This window comes from Hyphococcus formosus, assembly GCF_046736345.1.
GTDB classification, from domain to species: Bacteria; Pseudomonadota; Alphaproteobacteria; order Caulobacterales; family Parvularculaceae; genus Hyphococcus; species Hyphococcus formosus.
Genome location: NZ_CP157210.1, coordinates 2,604,509 through 2,625,583 on the forward strand (window position 1 = coordinate 2,604,509; position 21,075 = coordinate 2,625,583).

Consider the following 21,075-nt stretch of genomic DNA (forward strand, 5'->3'; position numbering starts at 1 on the left):
CCGTATAATGCGCATCTGGACATCCACGGGAAGATCGCTAGAACCGCGCTTCCCCCCTGTGTAAAACCGAAGAGCCGAGATGAAAGAATACGACGTCATTGTGATTGGTGGTGGGCATGCTGGCTGCGAAGCCGCAGCGGCGGCCGCGCGCGCGGGTGCGAAAACCCTGCTTGCGACACACCGCAAGGACACAATCGGCGAGATGTCGTGCAATCCGGCGATCGGCGGTCTGGGCAAGGGCCATCTGGTGCGCGAGGTCGATGCGCTTGATGGGGTGATGGCGCGGGTCATCGATCAGGCCGGTATTCAGTTCCGGATGCTCAACCGCTCAAAAGGCCCTGCGGTTCGCGGCCCACGGGCACAAGCTGACCGGAAGCGCTATCGCACCCAGATGCAGGCATTGCTTAGCGACTATCCCAATCTCGACATTGAAGAGATGGCCATTGAAGATTTGATCGTCGATGAGAATGTTCCACGTGGAACAATCACCGGCGTCCGCGCGATGGACGGCACGGAAGTCCGCGCCCGCGCAGTGGTCCTGACCACGGGGACATTCCTGAAAGGCGTTATACATATCGGCGACCGGCGTATTCCTGCGGGGCGCGCCAATGCCCGCGCCAGCGACAAGACATGGGGCGGGGTCGAACCGCCCGCATTGGGACTGTCGGATCGGCTTTATGGTCTGGGCCTGGAGATGGGACGCCTCAAAACCGGTACCCCTGCCCGCCTTGATGGTCGGACGATCCATTGGGACAAGCTGGAAATGCAGCCCGCAGATCCCTCGCCCGTGCCGTTCTCTTTCCTGACCGATCAGATCAAAGTCCCGCAGATATCCTGCGGCGTAACCGGGACCACACCGGACACCCACAAGATTATCGAAGAGAATATCGGTAAATCGGCGGTCTATGGCGGGGCGATCTCTGGTCGCGGTCCGCGCTATTGCCCATCGATCGAGGATAAGGTGGTTCGTTTCGCCGAACGCGAGACCCATCAGATCTTCCTCGAACCGGAAGGGCTTGATGATCATACGGTCTATCCGAACGGGATTTCGACCTCCCTGCCTGAGGAAGTGCAGGCGGCCTTTTTGAAAACCATCCCCGGTCTCGAAGACGCGGTGGTCATTCGATATGGCTATGCCATTGAATATGACTATGTAGACCCGCGCTCGCTCAAGCCATCGCTGGAAACAAAGGCCCTGCCCGGTCTTTTCCTTGCGGGACAGATCAACGGGACCACCGGCTATGAAGAAGCTGCGGCGCAAGGGCTTATGGCCGGCGTAAACGCAGCGCGCCATGTCTCGGGGGCTGAGCCCTTCGTGCTGGATCGGTCCCAAGGCTATATCGGGGTGATGATCGATGACCTTGTAACGCACGGAGTTACAGAACCCTATCGCATGTTCACGAGCCGCGCCGAATACCGCCTGACGCTTCGCGCGGATAATGCGGATCAACGCCTGACGCCCCTCGGGATCGCGGCAGGTATCGTCGGCGAGGCACGGGCGCAGATGTTCCACGTGAAACAATCGGCGCTGAATGCGGCGCGGGTTTGGGCACAGGAAACCACGCTCACCCCGAACGAAGCCGCAAAATACGGGCTAAAAATCAATCAAGATGGTCGTCGGCGTAATGTGATTGACCTGTTGTCCCTGCCCGATGTCTCGCTTTCGGATCTCGCCGCCATATGGCCAGACCTCAAGGCGCTTGATCCTGCGGTGGCGGAACAGCTCGAATTCGATGCGCTTTATTCCGGTTATCTTCACCGGCAAGAGGCGGATATCGTGGCCTTCAAGAAGGACGAAAGCCTCGCCCTGCCCGCCGATCTGGATTATGCGGCGATCAAAGGCCTCTCAAACGAGGTTCGGAACAAGCTGGTCGAGGCCAAGCCCACCACCCTCGGACAGGCGGGCCGCATCGAAGGCGTGACCCCGGCGGCGCTGGCATTGCTGCTTGCCTGGGTGAAAAAGAACGTCCGCGCTACCGCGTGACGAATTAGTTTTCCGCAATTGGCGAATCTGGCGCGCAGGCCGCTATGCGACGCCGAAAAGGTTAGCTATCACCAGAGGTTCAATCCCCTTGCCCCATGGCAAAGCCCTTATGGTTAAAGGCTCATGACCCCCGAAGCGTTTCAAACCGCCGCAAATGTTTCACGTGAAACAATGGATCGGCTTTTGGCGATGGACACGGTTTTTCTCGATTGGTCGTCGCGTCACAATCTCGTTGCGCGCTCGACAATCGATGACCGCTGGGCGCGGCATTACCTCGATTCCGCCCAGATCGTTCCGTTTTTGCCGGAGGATATGACCACGCTCGTGGACCTTGGTTCTGGTGCCGGCTTTCCGGGGCTGGTTTTGGCGGCGATGCTCGCAGATCGAAAAGTCTCTGTGACCCTGATCGAATCGATTGGCAAAAAGGCGGCTTTCCTTCGGGCGGCGGGCGACGCCATGGGTCTCCAAAATTTAACGGTCATACCGGCGCGAATCGAATCACTTAAGCTACAGAAAAAGCCTGATGTCATCACGGCGAGAGCGCTCGCCCGGCTTGATAAATTACTTGGCTATGGCGTTGGATTACAAAAGAAAACTACCAAGTATTACTTTTTGAAGGGACAAGATGTAGCGGGTGAATTGACCGAAGCCACTAAATATTGGCATATGGATGTGAAACGACATCAAAGCCGAACCAATGCAGATGCGACCATTCTGGAGATCGGAAATGTCGCCCGGGCACGGAAATCGTCAAATGGCTAATCCTCGCATTATCTCTATCGCCAACCAAAAAGGCGGCGTCGGCAAGACCACAACGGCGATCAATCTTTCGACGGCGTTGGCCGCTGTGGGCGAAAAAGTCCTGCTGATTGATCTCGACCCGCAGGGGAATGCCTCAACCGGCTTGGGAATTTCCGCCGCAGAGCGTGGCGTCACCACCTATGACGTTTTGTCTGGCGAATATCGGATGGAAGCGGCCGTGACCGAGACCGATATTCCCGGCTTGATGCTTGCGCCGGCTGGTGTTGACCTGGCGGGCGCGGAAATTGAGCTAATCGACGCTGACCGCCGGCATTTTCGCCTGAAAGACGCGCTCGAAGACTATACATCAAGCGAAAAAGGCGCGGACATAACCTATGTCTTGGTCGATTGCCCGCCATCGCTCAGCTTGCTGACTATTAATGCCCTCGCCTCGTCGGATGCGGTGATCATTCCGCTTCAATGTGAGTTTTTTGCCCTCGAAGGGTTGTCGCAAATCCTGCGCACCATTGATACGGTCCGGGCACGGATTAACCCGATGATCGAATTGCAGGGTGTCGTTCTGACCATGCATGACCGCCGCAACAATTTGACCAATCAGGTCGAAGACGATGTGCGCGGGCATTTGGGCGATAAGGTGTATCGCACGGTGATCCCGCGCAATGTCCGCATTTCCGAAGCGCCGAGCCACGGAAAACCGGCGCTTTTATATGACCTCAAATGCCCCGGCAGTCAGGCCTATATCCAACTGGCGTCAGAGGTCATCCAGCGCGAGCGTAGCCGGGCCAAAGCTGCATAAAGGTATATAAATCATGGCAGTAGCAGAAAAGAAAAAGAGCAAGGGATTGGGCCGCGGCCTTGACGCCCTGTTGGGTGATGCCCCTTCGGCGCGGCGCACAAACACCGAAACGGAACGCGCCACCGGTCCGAAACGCGAATTGCCGATCGAGCAATTAAAAGCGAATGCGGACCAGCCGCGCCGTGTTTTTTCTGATGATGCCATCGCCGAGCTGGCGACTTCGATTGCGGATAAAGGCATCCTGCAGCCGATCCTCGTTCGCCCCTTGGGCAAGGACCAATATGAAATCGTCGCCGGGGAGCGTCGCTGGCGTGCTGCGCAAAAAGCAAAGCTGCATAAGGTTCCTGTTATTATCCGTGAACTGACGGATGAAGAAACCGCAGAGATCGCGCTGATTGAAAATGTGCAGCGCGTTGATTTGAACCCGGTTGAGGAAGCCGCCGCCTATCAGCGCCTCGCTGACGAATATAAACGAACCCAGGATCAGATCGCCAAAGCGGTCGGCAAATCCCGCAGTCATGTGGCGAATATCATGCGGCTGTTGGCGTTGCCCAAGAAAACCCTCGATACGCTTCAGCGCGGCGATATTTCCATGGGCCATGCGCGGGCCTTGCTCGGCTCGTCGACGCCCGATGCTCTTTGCGATGCGATTTTGAAAGAAGGCTTTTCCGTTCGCCAGACAGAAGAGCTCGTCCGCAAAGCCGAGCGCAAGGAAAAGGATGTTGCGCCGGACGCAACAAATAAGGCCGGAAAATCAAGCGCTTCTGGTGGGTCAAAAGATGCCGATACGCGTGCGCTCGAACGTGACCTGTCTAATATTCTGGGTCTTGAGGTGGCAATTGATCACTCGAAAAAGGGTGCCGGTTCTTTAACCGTCAATTATCTGACGCTCGATCAGCTTGATGACCTTTGTCGTCGTTTAATGGGCTCTGGGGTTTAATCTCGTTCGGGAATTTTACCCTCAAGCAGCCATTTTTTTGCGAGCGCCACGTCGGAGAAAGCGCGAACCCGGCCATTTGCCAGTGCTTTGACCGTCCGCGAGGCACTGGCATAGGTATCAATGCCTTCGACTTTCACCGACGCATCGGGAAGAACCACCGCTTCGCGTTCCAGCCCCGCGCTGAACGCAGCGGGCATGATTTCGTTCATCAGCCAATCTTCAGAATGAGAAAAATCCGACAGCATGAAACGGAGATCCGCTAGCCAATACTGAAAGGAACCGGTTTGGAACAGCTGTAAAACGTGGCGCAACACGTGCCGAAATTCATCCGGTCGGTCATAGCGGTCAAACCAGACATCCGACACGATCCCCAATTCCCGATTGCATCCAACAATCGCATAGACTTGGTTGTTTGCGCGATGGAAAACTTGATCGGACTTAACGGAAAACGCCTTCGCAATATCAGGCTGAATTACCGGGGAGGTTTGCATACACGATACCAGAATTCATTTTTTACTCTCCCCTACGCGCGGGACCATAACATGTAATCAACTCGGTTCAAGGTTGCGTTTCAGCGTGTTTTCTGTGGTGTTTTAGCGTTTGCCCATGACTGCCAAACGAAGCGCTGTTCGTTCAACAATCTCTCTTTGTGGTGCGCCAGTGGTTTTTGCATCCAGCTCGGCATCGATCAGCATGCGGAGCGCAAGGTCAAGTTTTGTGCCACGCCATTTATGCAGCCGGTTTTCAAATGCGCGCTGCTCGCCAAAGAAAACCGGCGGCCGCAATTTCTTCATTGCTGATGCGGCACTTTCTCCTTGATCGATGTAATCATTAGCTGTTTTCAGTCGTGCAAACTGGCGTTGTAACGCGCGCAAAAGCCCGATTGGGCTTGCGCCGGCGGTGGCGGCTTTGTGCAACGCATTGGCAAGACGGGTCGGTGCACCGTCCGCTGCCGCGCTAGCAGTATCGTCTAATGCGTCACCCAGACCGTCCACCAAAGAGGCTTTGACGTCATCAAGGGTAATTGTTGCGGGGCCCGATCGTAGTGATTTTGGTCCGACATAAAGAATGAGTTTGTTGATCTCTCCGCGAGAAATTCCGTGATCCTCACCCAAAATTGCGACCAATAAATCAAGCGCATCATCATCAAACCGGAGGTCTTCTGCCCGCGCCATCTCTGTGGCCAAGGCTCGAACATCGCCGGCCCCTTCGACATAACAAGGTAGCGCCGCACCGGATTTCGATTTCTCAAAGGCTTTCCGCAGTCCTGATCGGGGGCTTAACTCCCCTGCCTCAATGATGACAATGCCGTTGGGTTTCAGGTGTCCACCATCAAGTGCATCCAGCAAAATGCCTGCGGGCTTTGCGGCAGCTTCGCCACCTGTCCGTATCCGGATGACCCGCTCACCACCCGCAAAAGATAGCGCTGCGATCTCGTCGGCAAGCCGCCCTGGTTCCTCTTTCAGGTCGGCATCAGAAAGCTCAAGATAATTAAACGGGTCTTTGAAATCAGCGACCACATCTTTCGCAAGTTTGACGGCGCGTTCCCGTGCCAGTCCAGAATCCGGCCCATAAATAAGGATCGCGGCGATGTGTGCGTCGCGGCTAGAGAGAAAGCTTTTTATGGCGCGGCCTTTTAGGGCGACCATACCTACTCTTCCACTATGGGTTCGATGACTTCGCCGCGGCGCGGCTCTGTTAGAATTTCTTCCGGGCTCAGTTCAGTCTCGTAGGACCGGCCTTCATTCTTGGTGCGCTCTTCCGGCGGCTCATCAAAGCGGATCAAAAGATCGCGCTCGATTTCCTCTGCCAACAAGCGGGCCGCTTTTTCAACGGCGGTTCGTTCGGCAAAAAGTGTCGAATATTGCGAGCTCACGATATTGTAGGATGTTACTGCGCGGGCACTGCCCCTGAACCGCGAGCCATTGGTCAAATCAACCACGGTATAGCGGGCGCTCAGGCGGTAATTATATCGTGTCACGGTCGCATCGATCTGAACCGCAAGCCGTTCAGCCGACTCCGTCACAGTCACATAAAGCTCGTATTTTGGTTTGATCCCGTCGACAGTGGACATCCGCGCATTCAGCGCTTCGGTTACCACCGGCTCGACCGCTGTCGGCCCGGCCACATGGCGCACCTGAATCTGGCGGAAAACCGGATCGCCCGTTGCCGAATCTGTCGTTGCGTAAATCGGGTGAAACCCGCAGGCGGAGACCGCGAACAACATTGTCGAGGCAGCGAGCGCTCTCAGTTTGATCATGGTCTTTTCCTTTCCGCCCGCAATCAATTCGCGACGATATTTACAATCCGGCCCGGTACAACCACCACTTTGCGAATGGTCAGGCCATCAATATGGCGCTGAATGGTCTCATCCGACAAGGCCACTTGTTCCACAGTGTCTTTATCCGCATCAGCCGCCACAGAAATTTCACCGCGCCGCTTGCCATTGACCTGAACACCAATGGTCAGCTCGTCTTGTGCCAATAGGTCTTGATCAGCCACCGGCCACGGCGCATCGCAAACAAGACCTTCATTTCCGAGATGGCTCCAACATTCCTCTGCGAGATGCGGAATGAACGGCGCAATCAGCCGGACCAGCGCAGATAGGGCTTCGGCTTTGGCCCAATCGCCTGCGCCTTTGTCGGCTTTTTTGAGGGCGTTCAGGAATTCGTAGACCCGTGCAATCGCTTTGTTGAAACGGAAATGCTCGATGTCCTCGGTAATACCGGCAATGGCACCGTGGGTTGCTTGCCGCAATGGTTTATCCGCATCCGTCACATCTGGTTTGGTGAGATCGACATTGCGCGCAGCGTCGGCACCGGCAGATACCGTGTCCCAAATCCGGTTGATCAGGCGCCATGCCCCTTCGACACCGGAATCGGTCCATTCCACATCGCGCTCGGGCGGCGAGTCAGAAAGCATGAACCAGCGCGCGGCATCAGCACCATATTGCGCAGCAATGGCTTCTGGGGCCACGACGTTCTTTTTCGATTTCGACATCTTTTCGATCGGACCGATCTTCACCGGTGACCCATCATCAAGACGTCGCGCTTTGCCCTTCTCGACGACGACATCTTCGGGAAGCACCCATTCGCCGTTTTCGTCTTTGTAGGTTTCGTGGACGACCATGCCTTGGGTAAAGAGATTGGCAAATGGCTCATCGACAGAGGTGTAGCCCGCTTGCTTCATCATCCGCGAGAAATAGCGCGCATAAAGAAGATGCAGGATCGCGTGTTCAATACCGCCGATATATTGATCTACGGGCAGCCAATAATCGGCCGTTGACGGATCAACCGGCTTATTTTCAGGCTGCGAGGCAAAGCGCGCAAAATACCACGAGCTATCAACAAAAGTATCGCACGTGTCCGTTTCCCGGCGGGCTTTCGCGCCACATTCAGGGCAATCCACATGCTTCCATGTCGGGTGCCGATCAAGCGGATTTCCGGGTACTGAAAAATCGGCCTCTTCCGGCAATACAACCGGCAGATCTTTTTCCGGTACCGGCACGATCCCGCATTTCTCACAATGGATCGCCGGTATCGGACAGCCCCAATAACGCTGCCGCGAGACGCCCCAATCGCGCAGGCGATATTGGGTTGTACCCTCGCCCAAACCCATGGCTTCGATTTTCTCGATTGCCATTGCGATGGCGTCGCTGCTCTCAAGCCCGTTCAGGAACTCAGAATTATAGATTTTGCCCGGACCCACATAGGGTTCGTCGCCGATTTCGAATGTCGCCGGATCTGCGTCTGGCGGCAGGACCACCGGCGGCACAGGGAGGTCATATTTCCGTGCGAAATCGAGGTCGCGCTGGTCATGGGCCGGACAGCCGAAAACCGCGCCGGTGCCGTAGCCCATCAAAACGAAATTCGCCACATAGACCGGGAGCTTCCGATCATCGAATGGATGCGCCATTTCGAGGGGAAGTTTAAAACCGCGCTTCTCGGCTTTCTCGATGGCCTCTTCTGAGGTGCCGGTTTTCTGGCACTCAGTGATGAAATCCGAAAGACCGTCGACTTTGTCCGTCATTTCTGCGGCCAAAGGGTGGTCTGGCGAAATCGCCACAAAGCTCGCGCCAAAAAGCGTATCCGGCCGGGTCGTGAAAACCTCGATACCGTTATCATGCCCGGATGGTGCATTAGTTCCGTCAGCGAAACGGAACTTCATCTTCAAGCCCTTTGACTTCCCGATCCAGTTTTTCTGCATCAGGCGGACATTTTCGGGCCAGCCGCTCAGGCGGCCATCATCAAGCGCGGCCAGCAGGTCGTCTGCCGCGTCGGTAATCTTGAAAAACCACTGCGAAAGGTTGCGCCGTTCGACGGTCGCGCCAGACCGCCAGCCCTTGCCGTCGATGACCTGTTCATTGGCCAAAACGGTTTGGTCCACCGGGTCCCAGTTGACCATGCTTTCTTTGCGATAGGCGAAACCGCGTTTCCAGAAATCAAGGAACATTCTTTGTTGATGGACATAATATCCCGGATCGCAGGTCGCGAATTCCCGGCTCCAATCAATCGAAAGACCCATTTGCTGGAGCTGCCCACGCATGATCTCGATATTGCTGCGGGTCCATTTCGCGGGATGCGAGCCGGTTTGCATCGCTGCGTTTTCCGCTGGCATCCCAAATGCGTCCCATCCCATCGGATGCAGTACGTTAAATCCGCACGCTTTTTTATACCGGGCAATGACATCGCCCATCGCATAATTGCGCACATGCCCGATATGGATACGCCCTGACGGGTACGGGAACATTTCGAGCACGTAATATTTTTTATTGGTCGTCTTATCGCTGGTTTCGAACGATTTCGCGTCGGACCAGGCTTTTTGCCACTTTGGCTCGACCTCTTTGGGATTATAGCGGGACATCAATCTGTCTTTCGAATTCTGAATTCATTACCCGCCTTTAGGCTGGGTCATGCGCAAATAGCAGCTTTCGAGCCTGTTGGGGAACAGGCTCGGCCTTTGTTTGCTACATTTAAATTGTCGCTGTTGTTAGTCGTCGATGACGTTCAGGCGAAGCTGACGAGCGCGGGTCAGAATCGCATTCTCGATTTCCCGCGCCGTGGCTGGGTTCACGGTCGCATCATTCCACGCGCCGGCCTCGTCCCGTTCCTGACGGAAAACCGAAACCCGCAATGCGTCTGCCCGTAGGGCGCTGTCGAGAATGTAAACATTCGTCTTGAAGCGCTCATTCGGGATTTCCGGGTTCACATACCATTCGGTAATGATCAGGCCCGCAATCGGGTCGGCCGAAAATACAGGAAGAAAATCGAGCGTTTCGAGCGACGCTGCCCATAGATAGCGATTAACGGTCGTCGCTTGTGCACCGCGGCCAGATTTGTAATCCGCCAAAGTCGCATTGCGGTCTGCATCGGCGCGATTGCCACCACATGCAGCGAGGGCAGCGGCAGCCCCCGCCATAGCGAGAAGTTTGATAATATTGCGTTTTTCGGGCTTCATCGTGCGAAATCCTGTATCCTGGCCGATAATTAGACCATTTCCTGTAACCATATCGCTGGAGGGCGGTCGGGCACTCCTTAACGAAGGCCGTGGCTTTGTTACCACAAACCGCCAATTACACAACGGGGAAACCTGCGCACTGCTTGAACCTGCCCTTTTGAGATGCGAATATATGGATTGGTCATAAAGTCAGAACTTTGTGCCGTTAACCATTTTGAGAAAAATGCTCTGATAGCATTCTCAAAGCAGGGTTTGATTTCGGGGTTGTTACCCGGAAATTGAACAACCACGGACCCGTCGCATTTTTGCAACGGCAACGGTGGAAAACTGTGCGGTTTAGCGGTCCGGGCTTTGGACTCCCCTTGGTTTGGGGTACAGGGGCGCTATGTCGGGAGGGTCCGGGCTTTTGTCCGGAATTGTTTGAGTAAGTTGTGGGGACTCGCTCAGGCATAAATTGAGAGACGATGACGCGACCGCTGCCTGTAGGTCAGGTTGAGGTGAGTTTTGTAGAGGCGCGAAGGCAAGGATTTCCGGATCCTTCGCAAATAGGGACGGTAGTGAGACTGATGACCAGTCTTCGGACAGCGATGTTAGGTGTTAGCGCTGCGGCTTTGACCGCTGGTGCCGCGCTTGCTGCTGACCCCGTCGAAATCGACGTCGAAGGCGAAGCGAGCGTTGCTGCTGGTCTTGTCGATGGCGATGCCAAAGCAGACGCCAACGTGGAAGTCTCGATCAAAGGGTCAACACTTTTAGATAACGGTATCGAAGTCGGCGCGGTTGTTTCCGGTCGGCTTGATGGTGATCAGCCCCGCCAGATGTTTTCTGGCGGACGTTATTCAAGTCTCCTGAGCGGCGGCCCACGCGGTATCGCGCCGGACGAAAGTGATGCCTATCTACAGGGTGCTTATGCTTATGCGCGCGGCTCCTTCGGCCAGGTTATCGTTGGCCGGGATCAGGGAGTAGCGCGGCTTCTTGGTGTAACGTCACCAACGATTTTCTCTTCGGTGAATGTCAATAATTGGCAGACTGACCTTTCAGGGCTCAATGACATTCATACGCTAAACGATTTTACTGGTTACGCGACAAAGCTAACCTATATGCCGCCGGCGAATTTCCTTGGTGGTGTGCTTGGCGGGCTTCAACTTGGCGTTTCCTACTCACCGGTTTTGAGAAATTGCGGCGATTTATTATGCGCCCCGGAATCCGGATTTGTCGTTTCACCAGAGGGCATCATGCTCACGGAAACGAGCAAATGGGATGATGCTATCGAAGCGGCCATGTACTACGAAAAAGGGATTGGTCTTGGCACTGATCGTTTGTTCGTTGGTGTGGGTGCAAGCTTTATTCACGCTGATGAAGACACGCGGACATTGTCTTCGGTTTTTGGTGATTATGAAGCCTATTCCGTCGGTTTGAACCTCGCCTATCGCGGTATTACGCTTGGCGGGTCGATCAAATCGACAAATGCCGGTCTCGCGACGTTTGGCGAAGACGGCTATCTCGCATTTGATGCGGGTGTGACCTACCGCACCGGTGAAGAAGCTGGTGATGTTGCTTTCATGATTGGCGTTGGTCAGTCAGAGGCAAATGTAATTGGTGCGAACCCGATCGACCCAACCTTATTCAGAGATACACGCAGCGCACAGGCTGGCGTGACCTATGTTCTCGGACGCGGCATATCTGTCGGCGCAGCCGCCCAATATGTCGAATCCAAGAAACCCGTGGCCGCAGGTGGACCCGAAGAAGCCACCACGGTTGTGATCGAAAGTTCGATCAAATTCTAAGAATTCTAAGCGCCTAAAGCTTAGAGGGGATATGAGATGGGGCAGTTCTTTTTTAAGGGCTGCCCCATTTCGCATAATTGGGTTTCATGATAAGGCATTCCCTCGATACCGGGGAGAAATGTTCATGTCACACACCAATAACCATATTGATTATGTCGAGTTTACTGCTGCTGATCTTGGTGCGGTAAAGGCATTTTATGAGAAAGCATTTGGTTGGGAATTTGAAATCTGGGGTGACGACTATGTCAGCTTTAAAAGTGCCGGCCTTGAAGGCGGATTTCTTCGCGCCGAAACACCCAGCGCCGCCGGTGCATTGATTATTCTTTATGCCGATGATTTAGAAAAGAGCGAGAAAAATGTTGTCGATGCTGGCGGTGAAATCATCGCGCATCATGAATTCCCCGGTGGCCGTCGGTTTCACTTTCGTGACCCCGGGGGAAATAGACTTGGGGTCTGGACGCTCGCCAGTTAATCGCCCCAAAAAGCGCCTATGGCGGCTAAACCGACGACATTTCGGCCGGTCAACTGATTAGCATTTAACGCTGTGACGCCGCCCAGAGCGATAATCGGGATCGACGCATTCTCGGCGATGGTTTTGAAGCCGCTCGCGCCTAATACATTCCCATCGGGATGGCTGCGCGTTTCAAACGCGGGCGATAGGATCGCAAGATCAGCGCCAATTTTTTCAGCTTCGGCAAGCTCCTCTTTGTTGTGGCATGATGCCGTCAACAAAAACCGTGCCGGCAAATCCGCTTTCGTCAGTGTACTCCACCGCGGTCGATGAACACCCGCAGCGTCAACGGCAATGGCAAGATCGGGGTTGCCCGCAATTAACAGGGAAATCCCACGGGCTTTGCATATGATCGATAATCGCCGTGCCAATGCGGCGCGCTGCGGCAAATCGTAATCGCGCAAAATCACCGCAGCGCCTTTGGGCAAAATCCGGGCTATCAATTCGGGATGGGTGACGCGCGCCTGATCGGTCATAAATACCAGTGAGAAAGGCGAGTTTCTGCCCGATTGATATTTGAGTGCAGTCGCTGCGGCTGCTAATTTTGCAGTCCGTAAGCGGAGCCCCTGATGACGATCGACGACCAAAATAACCTTCCTGACGATATCAATCCGGCCGAAAATCTCGCCGCAATCACCGAAGATATATCCGCAGCATTGCGCGAAGCCGGAAAAGAACAAAACCATGTTACCATTGTTGCAGTGTCAAAGCAGCATGAGGCGGCGCGGATTTTGCCGGTGCTCGAAACGGGGCACCGCGTCTTTGGCGAAAACCGCGTTCAGGAAGCACAGGCGAAGTGGTCGGCACTGATCGAAAAATATCCTGACACCGAGCTTCGTCTGATCGGGCCGCTTCAAACAAATAAAGTCAAAGAAGCGGTGGCGCTGTTTGACGTTATCGAAAGCGTAGACCGAATAAAACTCGCAAAGGCGTTGGCAAAAGAATTCGAAAAACAAGACAAACGGCTCAAGCTATTTGTCCAGGTCAATACTGGCGAGGAAGAACAAAAGTCCGGTATTGCCCCGAATGACGTTGTGACCTTCGTTGATGAATGTCGTGACCAGCTGGGGCTTACGATCGAGGGGCTGATGTGTATTCCGCCCGCCGCGGATGATCCGGCACCGCATTTTGCACTTCTAGCGAAACTGGCAAAAGACTGTGGCGTGTCAGCGCTATCAATGGGCATGAGCGGTGATTATTCGATTGCGGCGCAGCTAGGCGCTACCCATGTAAGGGTTGGAAGCGCAATATTTGGCCTACGCCCTGCAAAATGATGTAAGGTTTTGGATAAGGTCACAGGGCCGTAACAAAAAGTTGTCTCGTTGTGAATTTCATTTGGGGTCGGTTCAGGGGTATGACCCGATCTCATGAAGCTGACTTATTAAGGGAAGAGGCTGGCAGAGCATGAACCGTTCAAAGAAGATTTTGCTGGTAGATGACGACGAGTTGCTGCGTGACGCGCTTGTCGATCAGTTTGGGGTTCACGATGAATTCGCACTCGAGCCGGTATTAACCGCAAGTGCTGCAATCGAACGAGCCAAAGAAGAAGCCCATATCGACCTCGTTTTGCTCGATGTCGGGTTGCCCGATATGGATGGTCGCGAAGCCTGCCGCATTATGCGCAAGAACGGTTTTAAATCGCCGATCATCATGCTGACCGGTGCCGATAGTGAAGCCGATACGATTTTAGGGCTCGATGCTGGTGCGAATGATTACGTCTCAAAGCCATTTAAGTTCGGTGTGTTGCTGGCCCGGGTACGCGCCCATTTGCGTAGCCATGAACAAAGCGAAGATGCGGTATTCAAAGTCGGCCCTTACGAGTTTCGTCCGGCGGTGAAGATGCTCGTCACCGAAGACGACAAGAAAATCCGGCTGACCGAAAAAGAAACATCAATCCTGAAATTCCTTTACCGTGCGGGTGGAAAACCAGTGACGCGGGATGTCTTGCTAGACGAGGTATGGGGCTATAATTCTGGTGTGACGACACACACACTTGAAACCCATGTTTACCGCCTGCGTCAGAAGATCGAGCCTGATCCGTCAAATGCTTCTATTTTGCTGACAGAAAGCGGTGGATATCGTTTGTCTTTATAGAGAGCAAAATGACAGTAACGATTTATCATAATCCGCGTTGTTCGAAATCACGCCAGACATTAGAGTTGCTTGAGAAAAATGGCGTCACGCCAAAGGTCGTTCGTTACCTTGAAAATCCGCCAAGCAAGACGGAACTAAAATCAATCGTCAAAAGTCTCGGCGTTAAAAGCGCGCGCGAAGTTATGCGCGTCAAGGAAGCGCCGTATACAGATCTTGATTTGAAAAATGTAACCGCTGAGAGCGCCTTGATCGACGCCATGGTGGAAAACCCGATTTTAATTGAACGGCCTATCGTTGTTAATGGCGATAAAGCCGCTATCGGACGCCCGCCGGAATCAGTACTCGACATCCTTTAGCGGGTGGCCGGGCTTCAGGCGGCAATCAGGGCTTCGATTTCGATCCGTTTTACCATTAGTGATCGATAGCCTTCCTCGATAAATTCGTCAGCGCGATCGAATGATGTCGGCATAGCGTCGCGCATATCGGGCTTGATCATGATTTCTGGCGCGTCGATCACCGCTTTCGCACGCGCCAATTGCATTTGGAAAATGTCTGCGGCGGCATAGGCGGTTTCAAATAGATGGGGCTTGGCCCCTGCCCGAGCTTTGGCAAACTCAATCTGTTTCTCGATTGCGGCTTTTGTGTCTTCGATCAACTTGCTCACTGCGCCGGTAACCGTGTCCGGTGCGGGTACGCCGGGCGGGATCACCGCCGGGACAGAGCTTGGCGGTGCATCGAAACGATCAAGAACTTTGGGCACGGCGTTTAGGTCAATCGCAATAACAATATCTGCGCCTAATTCCCGTGCGAGGGAAACCGGGACGGGGTTTGCCAATGCGCCATCGACCAGCCAGCGGTGGTTCATATAGACCGAGTGAAACACAACCGGGATGGCGCTTGATGCGCGGGCCGCATCAATCACCGAACCCCGCAACATTTTGACTTCCTCACCGGTAGCAAGATCGGTGGCAACCGCGCCAAACTTAACCGGCAGGTCTTCGATATTCTTGTCGTAATCTCGAAATGCCTCAAAAGCCGGTGCGGTGTCGATGAAACCGCCCCGATGGACCTTTAGTGAGAAGTGTTGAAGCGCGGACAATGACCCAAGCGATCTCGCCCATCTGCTGAACTCATCAAGCGCGCCGATTAGATGCGCGCCGCCAACCAATGCGCCCACTGAACACCCGGCAATGACATCGGGTTTTGCACCGATTTCTTCCAGGGCGCGCAAAGCACCGATATGGGCCCAACCGCGTGCGGCACCGGAGCCAAGGACTAATCCGATTTTTTTTGACATGCGCCTCTCCGCTCTAGGATCTTCCCTTGGTCATCTCGCGGTGTGATATAATCATTGCGAGGCCACATCATAACATGAACCATCGGTTAGGTTGTGTTTTCTGTCTGTGGAAAAGTGGCGCTTATTGTTGCCGGCCTAATCGCGGATGACGCCAGCGCCGAGGTGGCGTGGTCCACCGAACCGCGTCATAGTTAACGGTCGAATCACTCTTTTGGAGAACCCCCAGTGTCAGGTGCGGAACCCGTAAAAACCTCGCAAGAAGAGCCTCTTGATCAATCGAATGGCGAAACCCCGCCGCGGCCGCCTACGAATGAAGAGATAATCGCGATGATGGATGAAGCGGCGTCGAAAGCGAATGCGTCAGATAATGACGATGGCGGCTTGGTCAATATCGCAACATTCTGGTTGCTGTGGGCCGGGGTTGCGATTGCCCTTCTCGCGGTGGTCTATGTGATCATCAGCGCGGGCGAAAGTGGCGGAACCGGGTTGGTTCTTGCGGGCGGCATTGCGCTGCTGGTGGCGCTCTTTCTCGGTGGGGCGGCGTTAAAAATGTTCTCGCCGGTTTTGGCCGCAGGGGTAATGATGCGCCGGGTTACTGGAAAAAAACCGGCTGAAGCGGTGGAGCTTGCAGGTGCGGAAATTTTGAGCGCTCTTGGCCTTGCTGAACGCGTACTCGACGCGGATATGGACGCCCGCTTGGTGGCGCGTCGTGATGGCGTCGTTACCTACGCAAACCGCGCTTACACACAGCTTGCAAAAGATGCCGGCGTCATGGGTCCCGCGGGCTTGCCACCGCGTATTGATCGCCTGTTCGCGCAGCAAGGGGCCGAGGCAACAAAAGTGTTCCGCCTTTGTAAGGCCGCGAAAAGCGCCGAAGCGGCGGAAGAAATTATCTACCAAACCATGGGGCTTGATGGCGGTGGTGACCGTCGCCGGTTTGAAGTCAGTGTACGGCCCATTCGCGGCGCAGATGATCATGTTGCATGGCGTCTGCGCGAATTGCCGGTTGAAGAAGAGGAACAGGATAGTCTTGCGGCCGCCTATGCAGACTTTCCTCGGCCCGTTTTTGCGCTTGAAAAGTCTGGGCAAATTGCCTGGACCAATGCAGAAATGCGCAAAAAACTTGGCGCAGATCGCGGAACGATTACTTCGATCGATGATGTGGTGCTTGGCGAAACAAGCAATCTGGTCCGCAATCTTTGGCGCATTGATCGGTCATCGTTTACGGCCCATGTCCGCCGTAAAAATGCTGATCCTACCGAGGCAAACTTTTGTTCGTTCCGGCGCGGCGGTGTCGGTGAAGGCTTTGCCTGTGTCGAGTTGACTATCGACGAATCCGTTGACGAAGTTGAGGATGTTGCCCTGTCTGGTGACATTTCTGAATCGCCCTTCGGTGTTTCTATTATCGAAGGCGAGATCAATCGTGACGGTCGGGTGGTAGAGGCGAACAAGGCCTTCGCCGAAGCCTTTGGTGCGCAAAAGAAGAATGCGCCCCTGTCGAAATCCCTCAGCGCAGAAACGCTTGAAGAGATTGCCGAAGAAATTCGCCGCAAGACCCGCGCAGGAGGGTCACCAAAGCCAATTGAAGCCACAGTCGGTTCAGGCGTACACGCGCGAACTTTTGCGCTATATGCGCGGCCCGTGCGCCGTAAGCGGGGGTCTTACGGAACGCGCCGTACACTGCTTTATTCGGTGGATGTAACCGATCGCAAGCAGATGGAAGAAGAATATGCGCAGGACCAAAAACTGCGCGGCATCGGCGAGCTGGCAAGTAAGGTCGCGCACGACTTTAACAATTATCTTCAGGTTGTTATCGGTCATTGCGAGCGCTTGATGTTGAAACATCCGGCGGGTGATCCGGCCTATCCGGATTTGGTTCAGATCCGCGAAAATGCTCAGCGTGCGGCAAATACAACGAAGCAACTCTTGGCCTTCTCACGTAAGCAAACGCTCAAAAGCGAAGTGCTTTCGATTACCGAATTGTTGCGTGACTTCTCGCGGTTCCTGACCCGTTCGATAAGTGAGAAAGTCAAACTCGAGCTTGTAAATGGACGCGCCCTGCCGTCGATCAAGGTTGATCGCCATCAGTTGGAAACCGCGATCATGAATCTCGCTGTGAATGCGCGGGATGCAATGGGGAATGCAGGCGGAACATTGACGATCCGGACGCAGTGTATTCCGGCGGAAGAGGTGAAGTCTCGCGAAGTCATTGGCCTTCTCGATCAGGATTATGTCTTGATCGAAATCGCTGACACCGGCCCCGGCGTGCCAAAAGAAATCGCGGACAAGATTTTCGACCCGTTTTTCACGACGAAAGATTCTGGCAAAGGCACCGGCCTCGGCCTTTCCACCGTCTACGGTATTATTCGCCAGCTCGATGGTGTTATTGCGCTGAAACCGGGCGTGAAAAATGGCGCGACATTCGAGATATACCTGCCGGCCTATGACGCAGAAGAAGCTGCGCAGACCGAACCGGCGGCTGCACCAAAGAAAGAGCCACAGGACTTAACGGGTGCCGGGCGTATTCTGATCGTCGAAGATGAAGATCCGGTCCGTAATTTCGTAATCGCCACTTTGGGCGATTGCGGCTACGAAATCAGCGAAGCCGAAGACGGTGACGAAGCATTAGAAATTCTGGAGGAAGATCAGGATTTTGATCTGATCATTTCTGATGTGATGATGCCGGTCATGGATGGCCCATCAATGGTCGCCGAGGCTCGTGAAAAACTCGGCATAAAATCTAAAGTCATATTTATGTCTGGATATGCCGAAGCCGCTGTGCGAGAGCAGCTCGATGTGATTGACGGTGCGGGCTATATTCAAAAACCATTTACCCTCAAAGGAATTGCGGTCGCGGTAAAAGAAACGCTTTATTCTTCTGAGGATTAATTACAATAAAAGACATCTGGCGGATGTCGGGACGACCAAGAAAGGAAACGGGGCGGCGGAATGCGGCAGATCGTATTTGACCTTGAAACAACGGGTTTCAAATTTGCAGAAGGTCACCGAATTGTGGAAATCGGTGCCGTCGAAATGGTCAATGGTGCAGTGACCGGCCGTAATTTCCATTCCTATGTTAACCCTGAGCGCGACATGCCAGAGGGCGCATATAAAGTACACGGACTATCGGCGGAGTTCCTGAGCGATAAACCGATCTTTACCCATCCCGAGGTTGCACCGGCTTTTCTGGACTTTGTCGGCGATGCGCAATTGGTTGCCCATAATGGGATCGGCTTTGACCTTCCTTTTTTAAACGCTGAACTTGCGGCGGCGAAGCTGCGCATTCTTGATAGGGATAACATCGTCGACACGCTGCATATTGCGCGGCGGAAATTCCCTGGCTCGCCTGCTAGCCTTGATGCTTTGTGCGCACGCTTTGGTATTGATACGTCAACGCGAGAGCGTGATGGCCACGGGGCTTTGCTCGATTCAAAACTGCTCGCCGCGGTCTATATCGAACTGACCGGCGGTGCCCAAGCGGGGCTCGATTTCAAACGCGATGACAGTGACGAAACGCAATCGAGCGGGATTAACGTAACACGCGCGCCAGCGCGCCAGCGGCCACAGCCGCTTCGGTCTTTGGTTACGGAAAGTGAAAAATCAGCGCATGACGCTTTCGTCGCGGAACTTGGCGAAGAAAGCGTCTGGAGCCGGTTGGCTGGCGTAAAAGCCGACGCCTAGTTGACGGCTGGTGCCGCCTCTTCGCCATTCTCTTGCGCAGCGCGGCGCTGCTGGTTGGCGATGTAAATGCCCATGAAGTCGATTGGCTCAAGCATCAATGGCGGGAAGTTACCATTCCGCGTTGCGTCGGCCACGATCTGGCGCATGAACGGGAAAAGAAGCCGCGGGCACTCGACCAGCATGACCATTTCCAGCTGTTCGCGCGGGACATTGGTAATCTCGAACACCCCTGCATAGGTCGCTTCGACCACAAACATCGCTTCGCCATCTTCACGATTGGCGCGGGCAGCAACCGAAAGTTCGATCTCATATTGGTTCGGGTTCAAGGCGCGGCCTTGAACGTCAACATTGACCTCGATCTTTGGGGTTGAATTGGATTGATAGACCCCTGGCGCGTGTGGATTCTCGAAGGAGAGGTCCTTGAGATACTGAGCGAGGACAGTAAGCGACGGTGCCGCTTGTTGGCCCTCAGGGGCAGCAGAATTCGGATTGGCAGGCGTATCGGACATGAGATCGTTCCGTTTTCATATTTTGAAAGAGCCGGCTCATTACACGGTAGGCGAAGATGCTGCAACCCGAGCCGGAAAAACTGCGAAAACTAGCGCATTAAGTCGTCGCGATGGACCACGCGGGCGCGGATAAACCGCAAGGCAATACGGGCGAGTTCGCGTCTTATGGGCGGTACAAGCAGTAAGAACCCTGCGGCATCGGTTAAAAAGCCTGGTGTCATCAAAAGCGGCGCAGCGACAATCAATAATGCGCCATCGACCACAGAATCGACTGGCAGCCGCCCCGTCTGAAGGTCACTCTGGGCCGCATTCAGCGCCGCCAAGCCCTGCATTTTGATCAAAAAACCGCCTAAAAAGGCCGTAAAAATACAGGCGAGAACGACCGGCAATGCGCCGAAAGCATTGCCCGCAGTCAATAATACGGCGATTTCAGCGATCGGGCCGACAATAAATAGCGCAAGGAGGATAAACAGCATGTTGCTCCGGGTGTATTCTGCTCGTTTGCTCCTATATAGAGTGCGCTTTGGGAATATTAAGGTTTGAAGGCAATATTGGACGCTATGGATCCAGTTCTTCTCTTTTTCGCCGGTGTAGCGGCATTTGTGATTTTTCGGCTGATCTCCGTGATGGGTACTCGTACCGGTCACGAACAGAATACCGATCTGGAAGCCATTCAGCGCGCGTCGCAGAAACGGGCGAGCGATGATGGCCGCGAGGAGACGAATGACGCTGATGAAGTCGTTGTTCAGAAGCCGGTATCGGCGAATGCGCGCCCATTGCGCGAGGCCGATCCTACCTTCGATGAGGCCAGCTTCCTCGCGGGTGCGCGTAGCGCCTATGAGATGATTATTGAAGCATTTGCCTCGGGCGACCTCAAATCAATCCGCGGTTTTCTAAACAGCTCCGTTTATGAGGCGTTTAAGGGTGCGGTCGTTGAGCGCGATGCCGCTGGTTACACGACCGATCTTAAATTCGTTGGTATTGAGCGGGCTTCGATTATCGAAAGCGCTGTCGAAGGCGAGAATATGGTCGCTATTGTCGAGTTCGCTTCCAATCAGGTCCGGGTGACACGTGACCGCGACGGTCAAGTGGTAGACGGCGATCCGAACCGGATTGATCTGGTCAAAGACCGTTGGAAGTTTTCTCGCAAACGTTCGAGCCGCGATCCGAATTGGACGCTCGTGGCGACCGGCGGTGCGGATTAATTCTGAAATGCATTGCAGCAATTCGCGGTCTGGCCGATAACATTTCTATGTTTCG

21 protein-coding genes are annotated in these 21,075 nt (G+C 54.4%); 12 read left to right on the forward strand and 9 right to left on the reverse strand.

Translation table 11 applies throughout. The annotated features are described in order from the left end of the window. Nucleotides 1-79 precede the first annotated feature (79 nt). The 4 genes from mnmG (at nucleotide 80) to ABFZ83_RS12055 (ending at nucleotide 4,482) form a co-directional block, all read left to right on the forward strand. Nucleotides 80-1,984 carry a tRNA uridine-5-carboxymethylaminomethyl(34) synthesis enzyme MnmG gene (mnmG, locus tag ABFZ83_RS12040; protein WP_411816798.1) on the forward strand — a complete coding sequence of 635 codons (1,905 nt, stop codon included), beginning with the start codon at nucleotides 80-82 and terminating at the stop codon, nucleotides 1,982-1,984. 123 nt (nucleotides 1,985-2,107) lie between these two features. Then, entirely contained in the window at nucleotides 2,108-2,746 is a 639-nt protein-coding gene (rsmG, locus tag ABFZ83_RS12045) for a 16S rRNA (guanine(527)-N(7))-methyltransferase RsmG (RefSeq protein WP_411816799.1), read from the forward strand. Next, complete coding sequence (locus ABFZ83_RS12050; RefSeq protein ID WP_411816800.1) at nucleotides 2,739-3,542, forward strand: ParA family protein; 804 nt, start codon at nucleotides 2,739-2,741, stop codon at nucleotides 3,540-3,542. The genes rsmG and ABFZ83_RS12050 overlap by 8 nt, the downstream gene beginning before the upstream one ends. 13 nt (nucleotides 3,543-3,555) lie before the next feature. Beyond that, a complete protein-coding gene (locus ABFZ83_RS12055) occupies nucleotides 3,556-4,482 on the forward strand; it encodes a ParB/RepB/Spo0J family partition protein (RefSeq protein WP_411816801.1) in 927 nt (308 codons plus the stop codon). Here ABFZ83_RS12055 and ABFZ83_RS12060 read toward each other — a convergent pair. The 5 genes from ABFZ83_RS12060 to ABFZ83_RS12080 all read right to left on the reverse strand — a co-directional run bounded on the left by ABFZ83_RS12060 (nucleotide 4,479) and on the right by ABFZ83_RS12080 (nucleotide 9,939). Further along, nucleotides 4,479-4,973, reverse strand: coding sequence for a hypothetical protein (locus ABFZ83_RS12060; RefSeq protein WP_411816802.1), 495 nt, complete (start codon nucleotides 4,971-4,973; stop codon nucleotides 4,479-4,481). The genes ABFZ83_RS12055 and ABFZ83_RS12060 overlap by 4 nt on opposite strands. A 102-nt stretch (nucleotides 4,974-5,075) precedes the next feature. Next, the gene (gene holA, locus ABFZ83_RS12065; RefSeq protein ID WP_411816803.1) at nucleotides 5,076-6,131 is read right to left on the reverse strand and encodes a DNA polymerase III subunit delta; all 1,056 of its coding nucleotides are present in this window, start codon (nucleotides 6,129-6,131) and stop codon (nucleotides 5,076-5,078) included. Nucleotides 6,132-6,133: 2 nt separating this feature from the next. After that, the gene (gene lptE, locus ABFZ83_RS12070; protein WP_411816804.1) at nucleotides 6,134-6,742 is read right to left on the reverse strand and encodes an LPS assembly lipoprotein LptE; all 609 of its coding nucleotides are present in this window, start codon (nucleotides 6,740-6,742) and stop codon (nucleotides 6,134-6,136) included. A gap of 23 nt (nucleotides 6,743-6,765) precedes the next feature. Then, the gene (gene leuS, locus ABFZ83_RS12075; RefSeq protein WP_411816805.1) at nucleotides 6,766-9,345 is read right to left on the reverse strand and encodes a leucine--tRNA ligase; all 2,580 of its coding nucleotides are present in this window, start codon (nucleotides 9,343-9,345) and stop codon (nucleotides 6,766-6,768) included. 126 nt (nucleotides 9,346-9,471) lie between these two features. Beyond that, complete coding sequence (locus ABFZ83_RS12080; RefSeq protein WP_411816806.1) at nucleotides 9,472-9,939, reverse strand: DUF3576 domain-containing protein; 468 nt, start codon at nucleotides 9,937-9,939, stop codon at nucleotides 9,472-9,474. A 566-nt stretch (nucleotides 9,940-10,505) separates the two neighbouring features. On the opposite strand from ABFZ83_RS12080, the gene ABFZ83_RS12085 reads away from it, so the two are divergent. Then, the gene (locus ABFZ83_RS12085) at nucleotides 10,506-11,723 is read left to right on the forward strand and encodes a porin (RefSeq protein ID WP_411816807.1); all 1,218 of its coding nucleotides are present in this window, start codon (nucleotides 10,506-10,508) and stop codon (nucleotides 11,721-11,723) included. Nucleotides 11,724-11,847: 124 nt separating this feature from the next. After that, on the forward strand, nucleotides 11,848-12,195 hold the full coding sequence (locus tag ABFZ83_RS12090) for a VOC family protein (protein WP_411816808.1): 348 nt from the start codon (nucleotides 11,848-11,850) through the stop codon (nucleotides 12,193-12,195). On the opposite strand, the gene ABFZ83_RS12095 is transcribed toward ABFZ83_RS12090, so the two are convergent. Then, a complete protein-coding gene (locus ABFZ83_RS12095; RefSeq protein ID WP_411816809.1) occupies nucleotides 12,192-12,821 on the reverse strand; it encodes a thiamine phosphate synthase in 630 nt (209 codons plus the stop codon). The two genes, ABFZ83_RS12090 and ABFZ83_RS12095, sit on opposite strands and share 4 nt — an antisense overlap. On the opposite strand from ABFZ83_RS12095, the gene ABFZ83_RS12100 reads away from it, so the two are divergent. The 3 genes from ABFZ83_RS12100 (at nucleotide 12,804) to arsC (ending at nucleotide 14,684) form a co-directional block, all read left to right on the forward strand. After that, nucleotides 12,804-13,508 (forward strand): YggS family pyridoxal phosphate-dependent enzyme, encoded by a 705-nt coding sequence (locus ABFZ83_RS12100; protein WP_411816810.1) that lies wholly within the window; start codon nucleotides 12,804-12,806, stop codon nucleotides 13,506-13,508. The two genes, ABFZ83_RS12095 and ABFZ83_RS12100, sit on opposite strands and share 18 nt — an antisense overlap. Nucleotides 13,509-13,638: 130 nt before the next feature. After that, on the forward strand, nucleotides 13,639-14,328 hold the full coding sequence (locus ABFZ83_RS12105; RefSeq protein WP_411816811.1) for a response regulator transcription factor: 690 nt from the start codon (nucleotides 13,639-13,641) through the stop codon (nucleotides 14,326-14,328). An 8-nt stretch (nucleotides 14,329-14,336) separates the two neighbouring features. Next, entirely contained in the window at nucleotides 14,337-14,684 is a 348-nt protein-coding gene (arsC, locus tag ABFZ83_RS12110; protein WP_411816812.1) for an arsenate reductase (glutaredoxin), read from the forward strand. A gap of 14 nt (nucleotides 14,685-14,698) precedes the next feature. Here arsC and ABFZ83_RS12115 read toward each other — a convergent pair whose 3' ends face one another. After that, nucleotides 14,699-15,625, reverse strand: coding sequence for a patatin-like phospholipase family protein (locus tag ABFZ83_RS12115; protein WP_411816813.1), 927 nt, complete (start codon nucleotides 15,623-15,625; stop codon nucleotides 14,699-14,701). Between the two features lie 225 nt (nucleotides 15,626-15,850). Here ABFZ83_RS12115 and ABFZ83_RS12120 point away from each other — a divergent pair, with 225 nt between their 5' ends. Together ABFZ83_RS12120 and dnaQ are read left to right on the forward strand one after the other, a co-directional pair. After that, complete coding sequence (locus tag ABFZ83_RS12120; RefSeq protein WP_411816814.1) at nucleotides 15,851-18,514, forward strand: response regulator; 2,664 nt, start codon at nucleotides 15,851-15,853, stop codon at nucleotides 18,512-18,514. Between the two features lie 60 nt (nucleotides 18,515-18,574). Further along, complete coding sequence (gene dnaQ / locus ABFZ83_RS12125) at nucleotides 18,575-19,306, forward strand: DNA polymerase III subunit epsilon (protein ID WP_411816815.1); 732 nt, start codon at nucleotides 18,575-18,577, stop codon at nucleotides 19,304-19,306. Here dnaQ and secB read toward each other — a convergent pair. Together secB and ABFZ83_RS12135 are read right to left on the reverse strand one after the other, a co-directional pair. Further along, nucleotides 19,303-19,815 (reverse strand): protein-export chaperone SecB, encoded by a 513-nt coding sequence (secB, locus tag ABFZ83_RS12130; RefSeq protein WP_411816816.1) that lies wholly within the window; start codon nucleotides 19,813-19,815, stop codon nucleotides 19,303-19,305. The two genes, dnaQ and secB, sit on opposite strands and share 4 nt — an antisense overlap. An 89-nt stretch (nucleotides 19,816-19,904) precedes the next feature. Beyond that, the gene (locus ABFZ83_RS12135; RefSeq protein ID WP_411816817.1) at nucleotides 19,905-20,291 is read right to left on the reverse strand and encodes an FxsA family protein; all 387 of its coding nucleotides are present in this window, start codon (nucleotides 20,289-20,291) and stop codon (nucleotides 19,905-19,907) included. 84 nt (nucleotides 20,292-20,375) lie between these two features. Here ABFZ83_RS12135 and ABFZ83_RS12140 point away from each other — a divergent pair, with 84 nt between their 5' ends. Next, nucleotides 20,376-21,020 carry a Tim44/TimA family putative adaptor protein gene (locus ABFZ83_RS12140; RefSeq protein WP_411816818.1) on the forward strand — a complete coding sequence of 215 codons (645 nt, stop codon included), beginning with the start codon at nucleotides 20,376-20,378 and terminating at the stop codon, nucleotides 21,018-21,020. Nucleotides 21,021-21,075: the final 55 nt, after the last annotated feature.

Coding starts and splice junctions, on each gene's coding strand:
- mnmG (WP_411816798.1), top strand. CDS start 80: ATGAAAGAATACGACGTCATTGTGATTGGTGGTGGGCATGCTGGCTGC.
- rsmG (WP_411816799.1), top strand. CDS start 2,108: ATGACCCCCGAAGCGTTTCAAACCGCCGCAAATGTTTCACGTGAAACA.
- ABFZ83_RS12050 (WP_411816800.1), top strand. CDS start 2,739: ATGGCTAATCCTCGCATTATCTCTATCGCCAACCAAAAAGGCGGCGTC.
- ABFZ83_RS12055 (WP_411816801.1), top strand. CDS start 3,556: ATGGCAGTAGCAGAAAAGAAAAAGAGCAAGGGATTGGGCCGCGGCCTT.
- ABFZ83_RS12060 (WP_411816802.1), bottom strand. CDS start 4,973: ATGCAAACCTCCCCGGTAATTCAGCCTGATATTGCGAAGGCGTTTTCC.
- holA (WP_411816803.1), bottom strand. CDS start 6,131: ATGGTCGCCCTAAAAGGCCGCGCCATAAAAAGCTTTCTCTCTAGCCGC.
- lptE (WP_411816804.1), bottom strand. CDS start 6,742: ATGATCAAACTGAGAGCGCTCGCTGCCTCGACAATGTTGTTCGCGGTC.
- leuS (WP_411816805.1), bottom strand. CDS start 9,345: ATGTCCCGCTATAATCCCAAAGAGGTCGAGCCAAAGTGGCAAAAAGCC.
- ABFZ83_RS12080 (WP_411816806.1), bottom strand. CDS start 9,939: ATGAAGCCCGAAAAACGCAATATTATCAAACTTCTCGCTATGGCGGGG.
- ABFZ83_RS12085 (WP_411816807.1), top strand. CDS start 10,506: ATGACCAGTCTTCGGACAGCGATGTTAGGTGTTAGCGCTGCGGCTTTG.
- ABFZ83_RS12090 (WP_411816808.1), top strand. CDS start 11,848: ATGTCACACACCAATAACCATATTGATTATGTCGAGTTTACTGCTGCT.
- ABFZ83_RS12100 (WP_411816810.1), top strand. CDS start 12,804: ATGACGATCGACGACCAAAATAACCTTCCTGACGATATCAATCCGGCC.
- ABFZ83_RS12105 (WP_411816811.1), top strand. CDS start 13,639: ATGAACCGTTCAAAGAAGATTTTGCTGGTAGATGACGACGAGTTGCTG.
- arsC (WP_411816812.1), top strand. CDS start 14,337: ATGACAGTAACGATTTATCATAATCCGCGTTGTTCGAAATCACGCCAG.
- ABFZ83_RS12115 (WP_411816813.1), bottom strand. CDS start 15,625: ATGTCAAAAAAAATCGGATTAGTCCTTGGCTCCGGTGCCGCACGCGGT.
- dnaQ (WP_411816815.1), top strand. CDS start 18,575: ATGCGGCAGATCGTATTTGACCTTGAAACAACGGGTTTCAAATTTGCA.
- secB (WP_411816816.1), bottom strand. CDS start 19,815: ATGTCCGATACGCCTGCCAATCCGAATTCTGCTGCCCCTGAGGGCCAA.
- ABFZ83_RS12135 (WP_411816817.1), bottom strand. CDS start 20,291: ATGCTGTTTATCCTCCTTGCGCTATTTATTGTCGGCCCGATCGCTGAA.
- ABFZ83_RS12140 (WP_411816818.1), top strand. CDS start 20,376: ATGGATCCAGTTCTTCTCTTTTTCGCCGGTGTAGCGGCATTTGTGATT.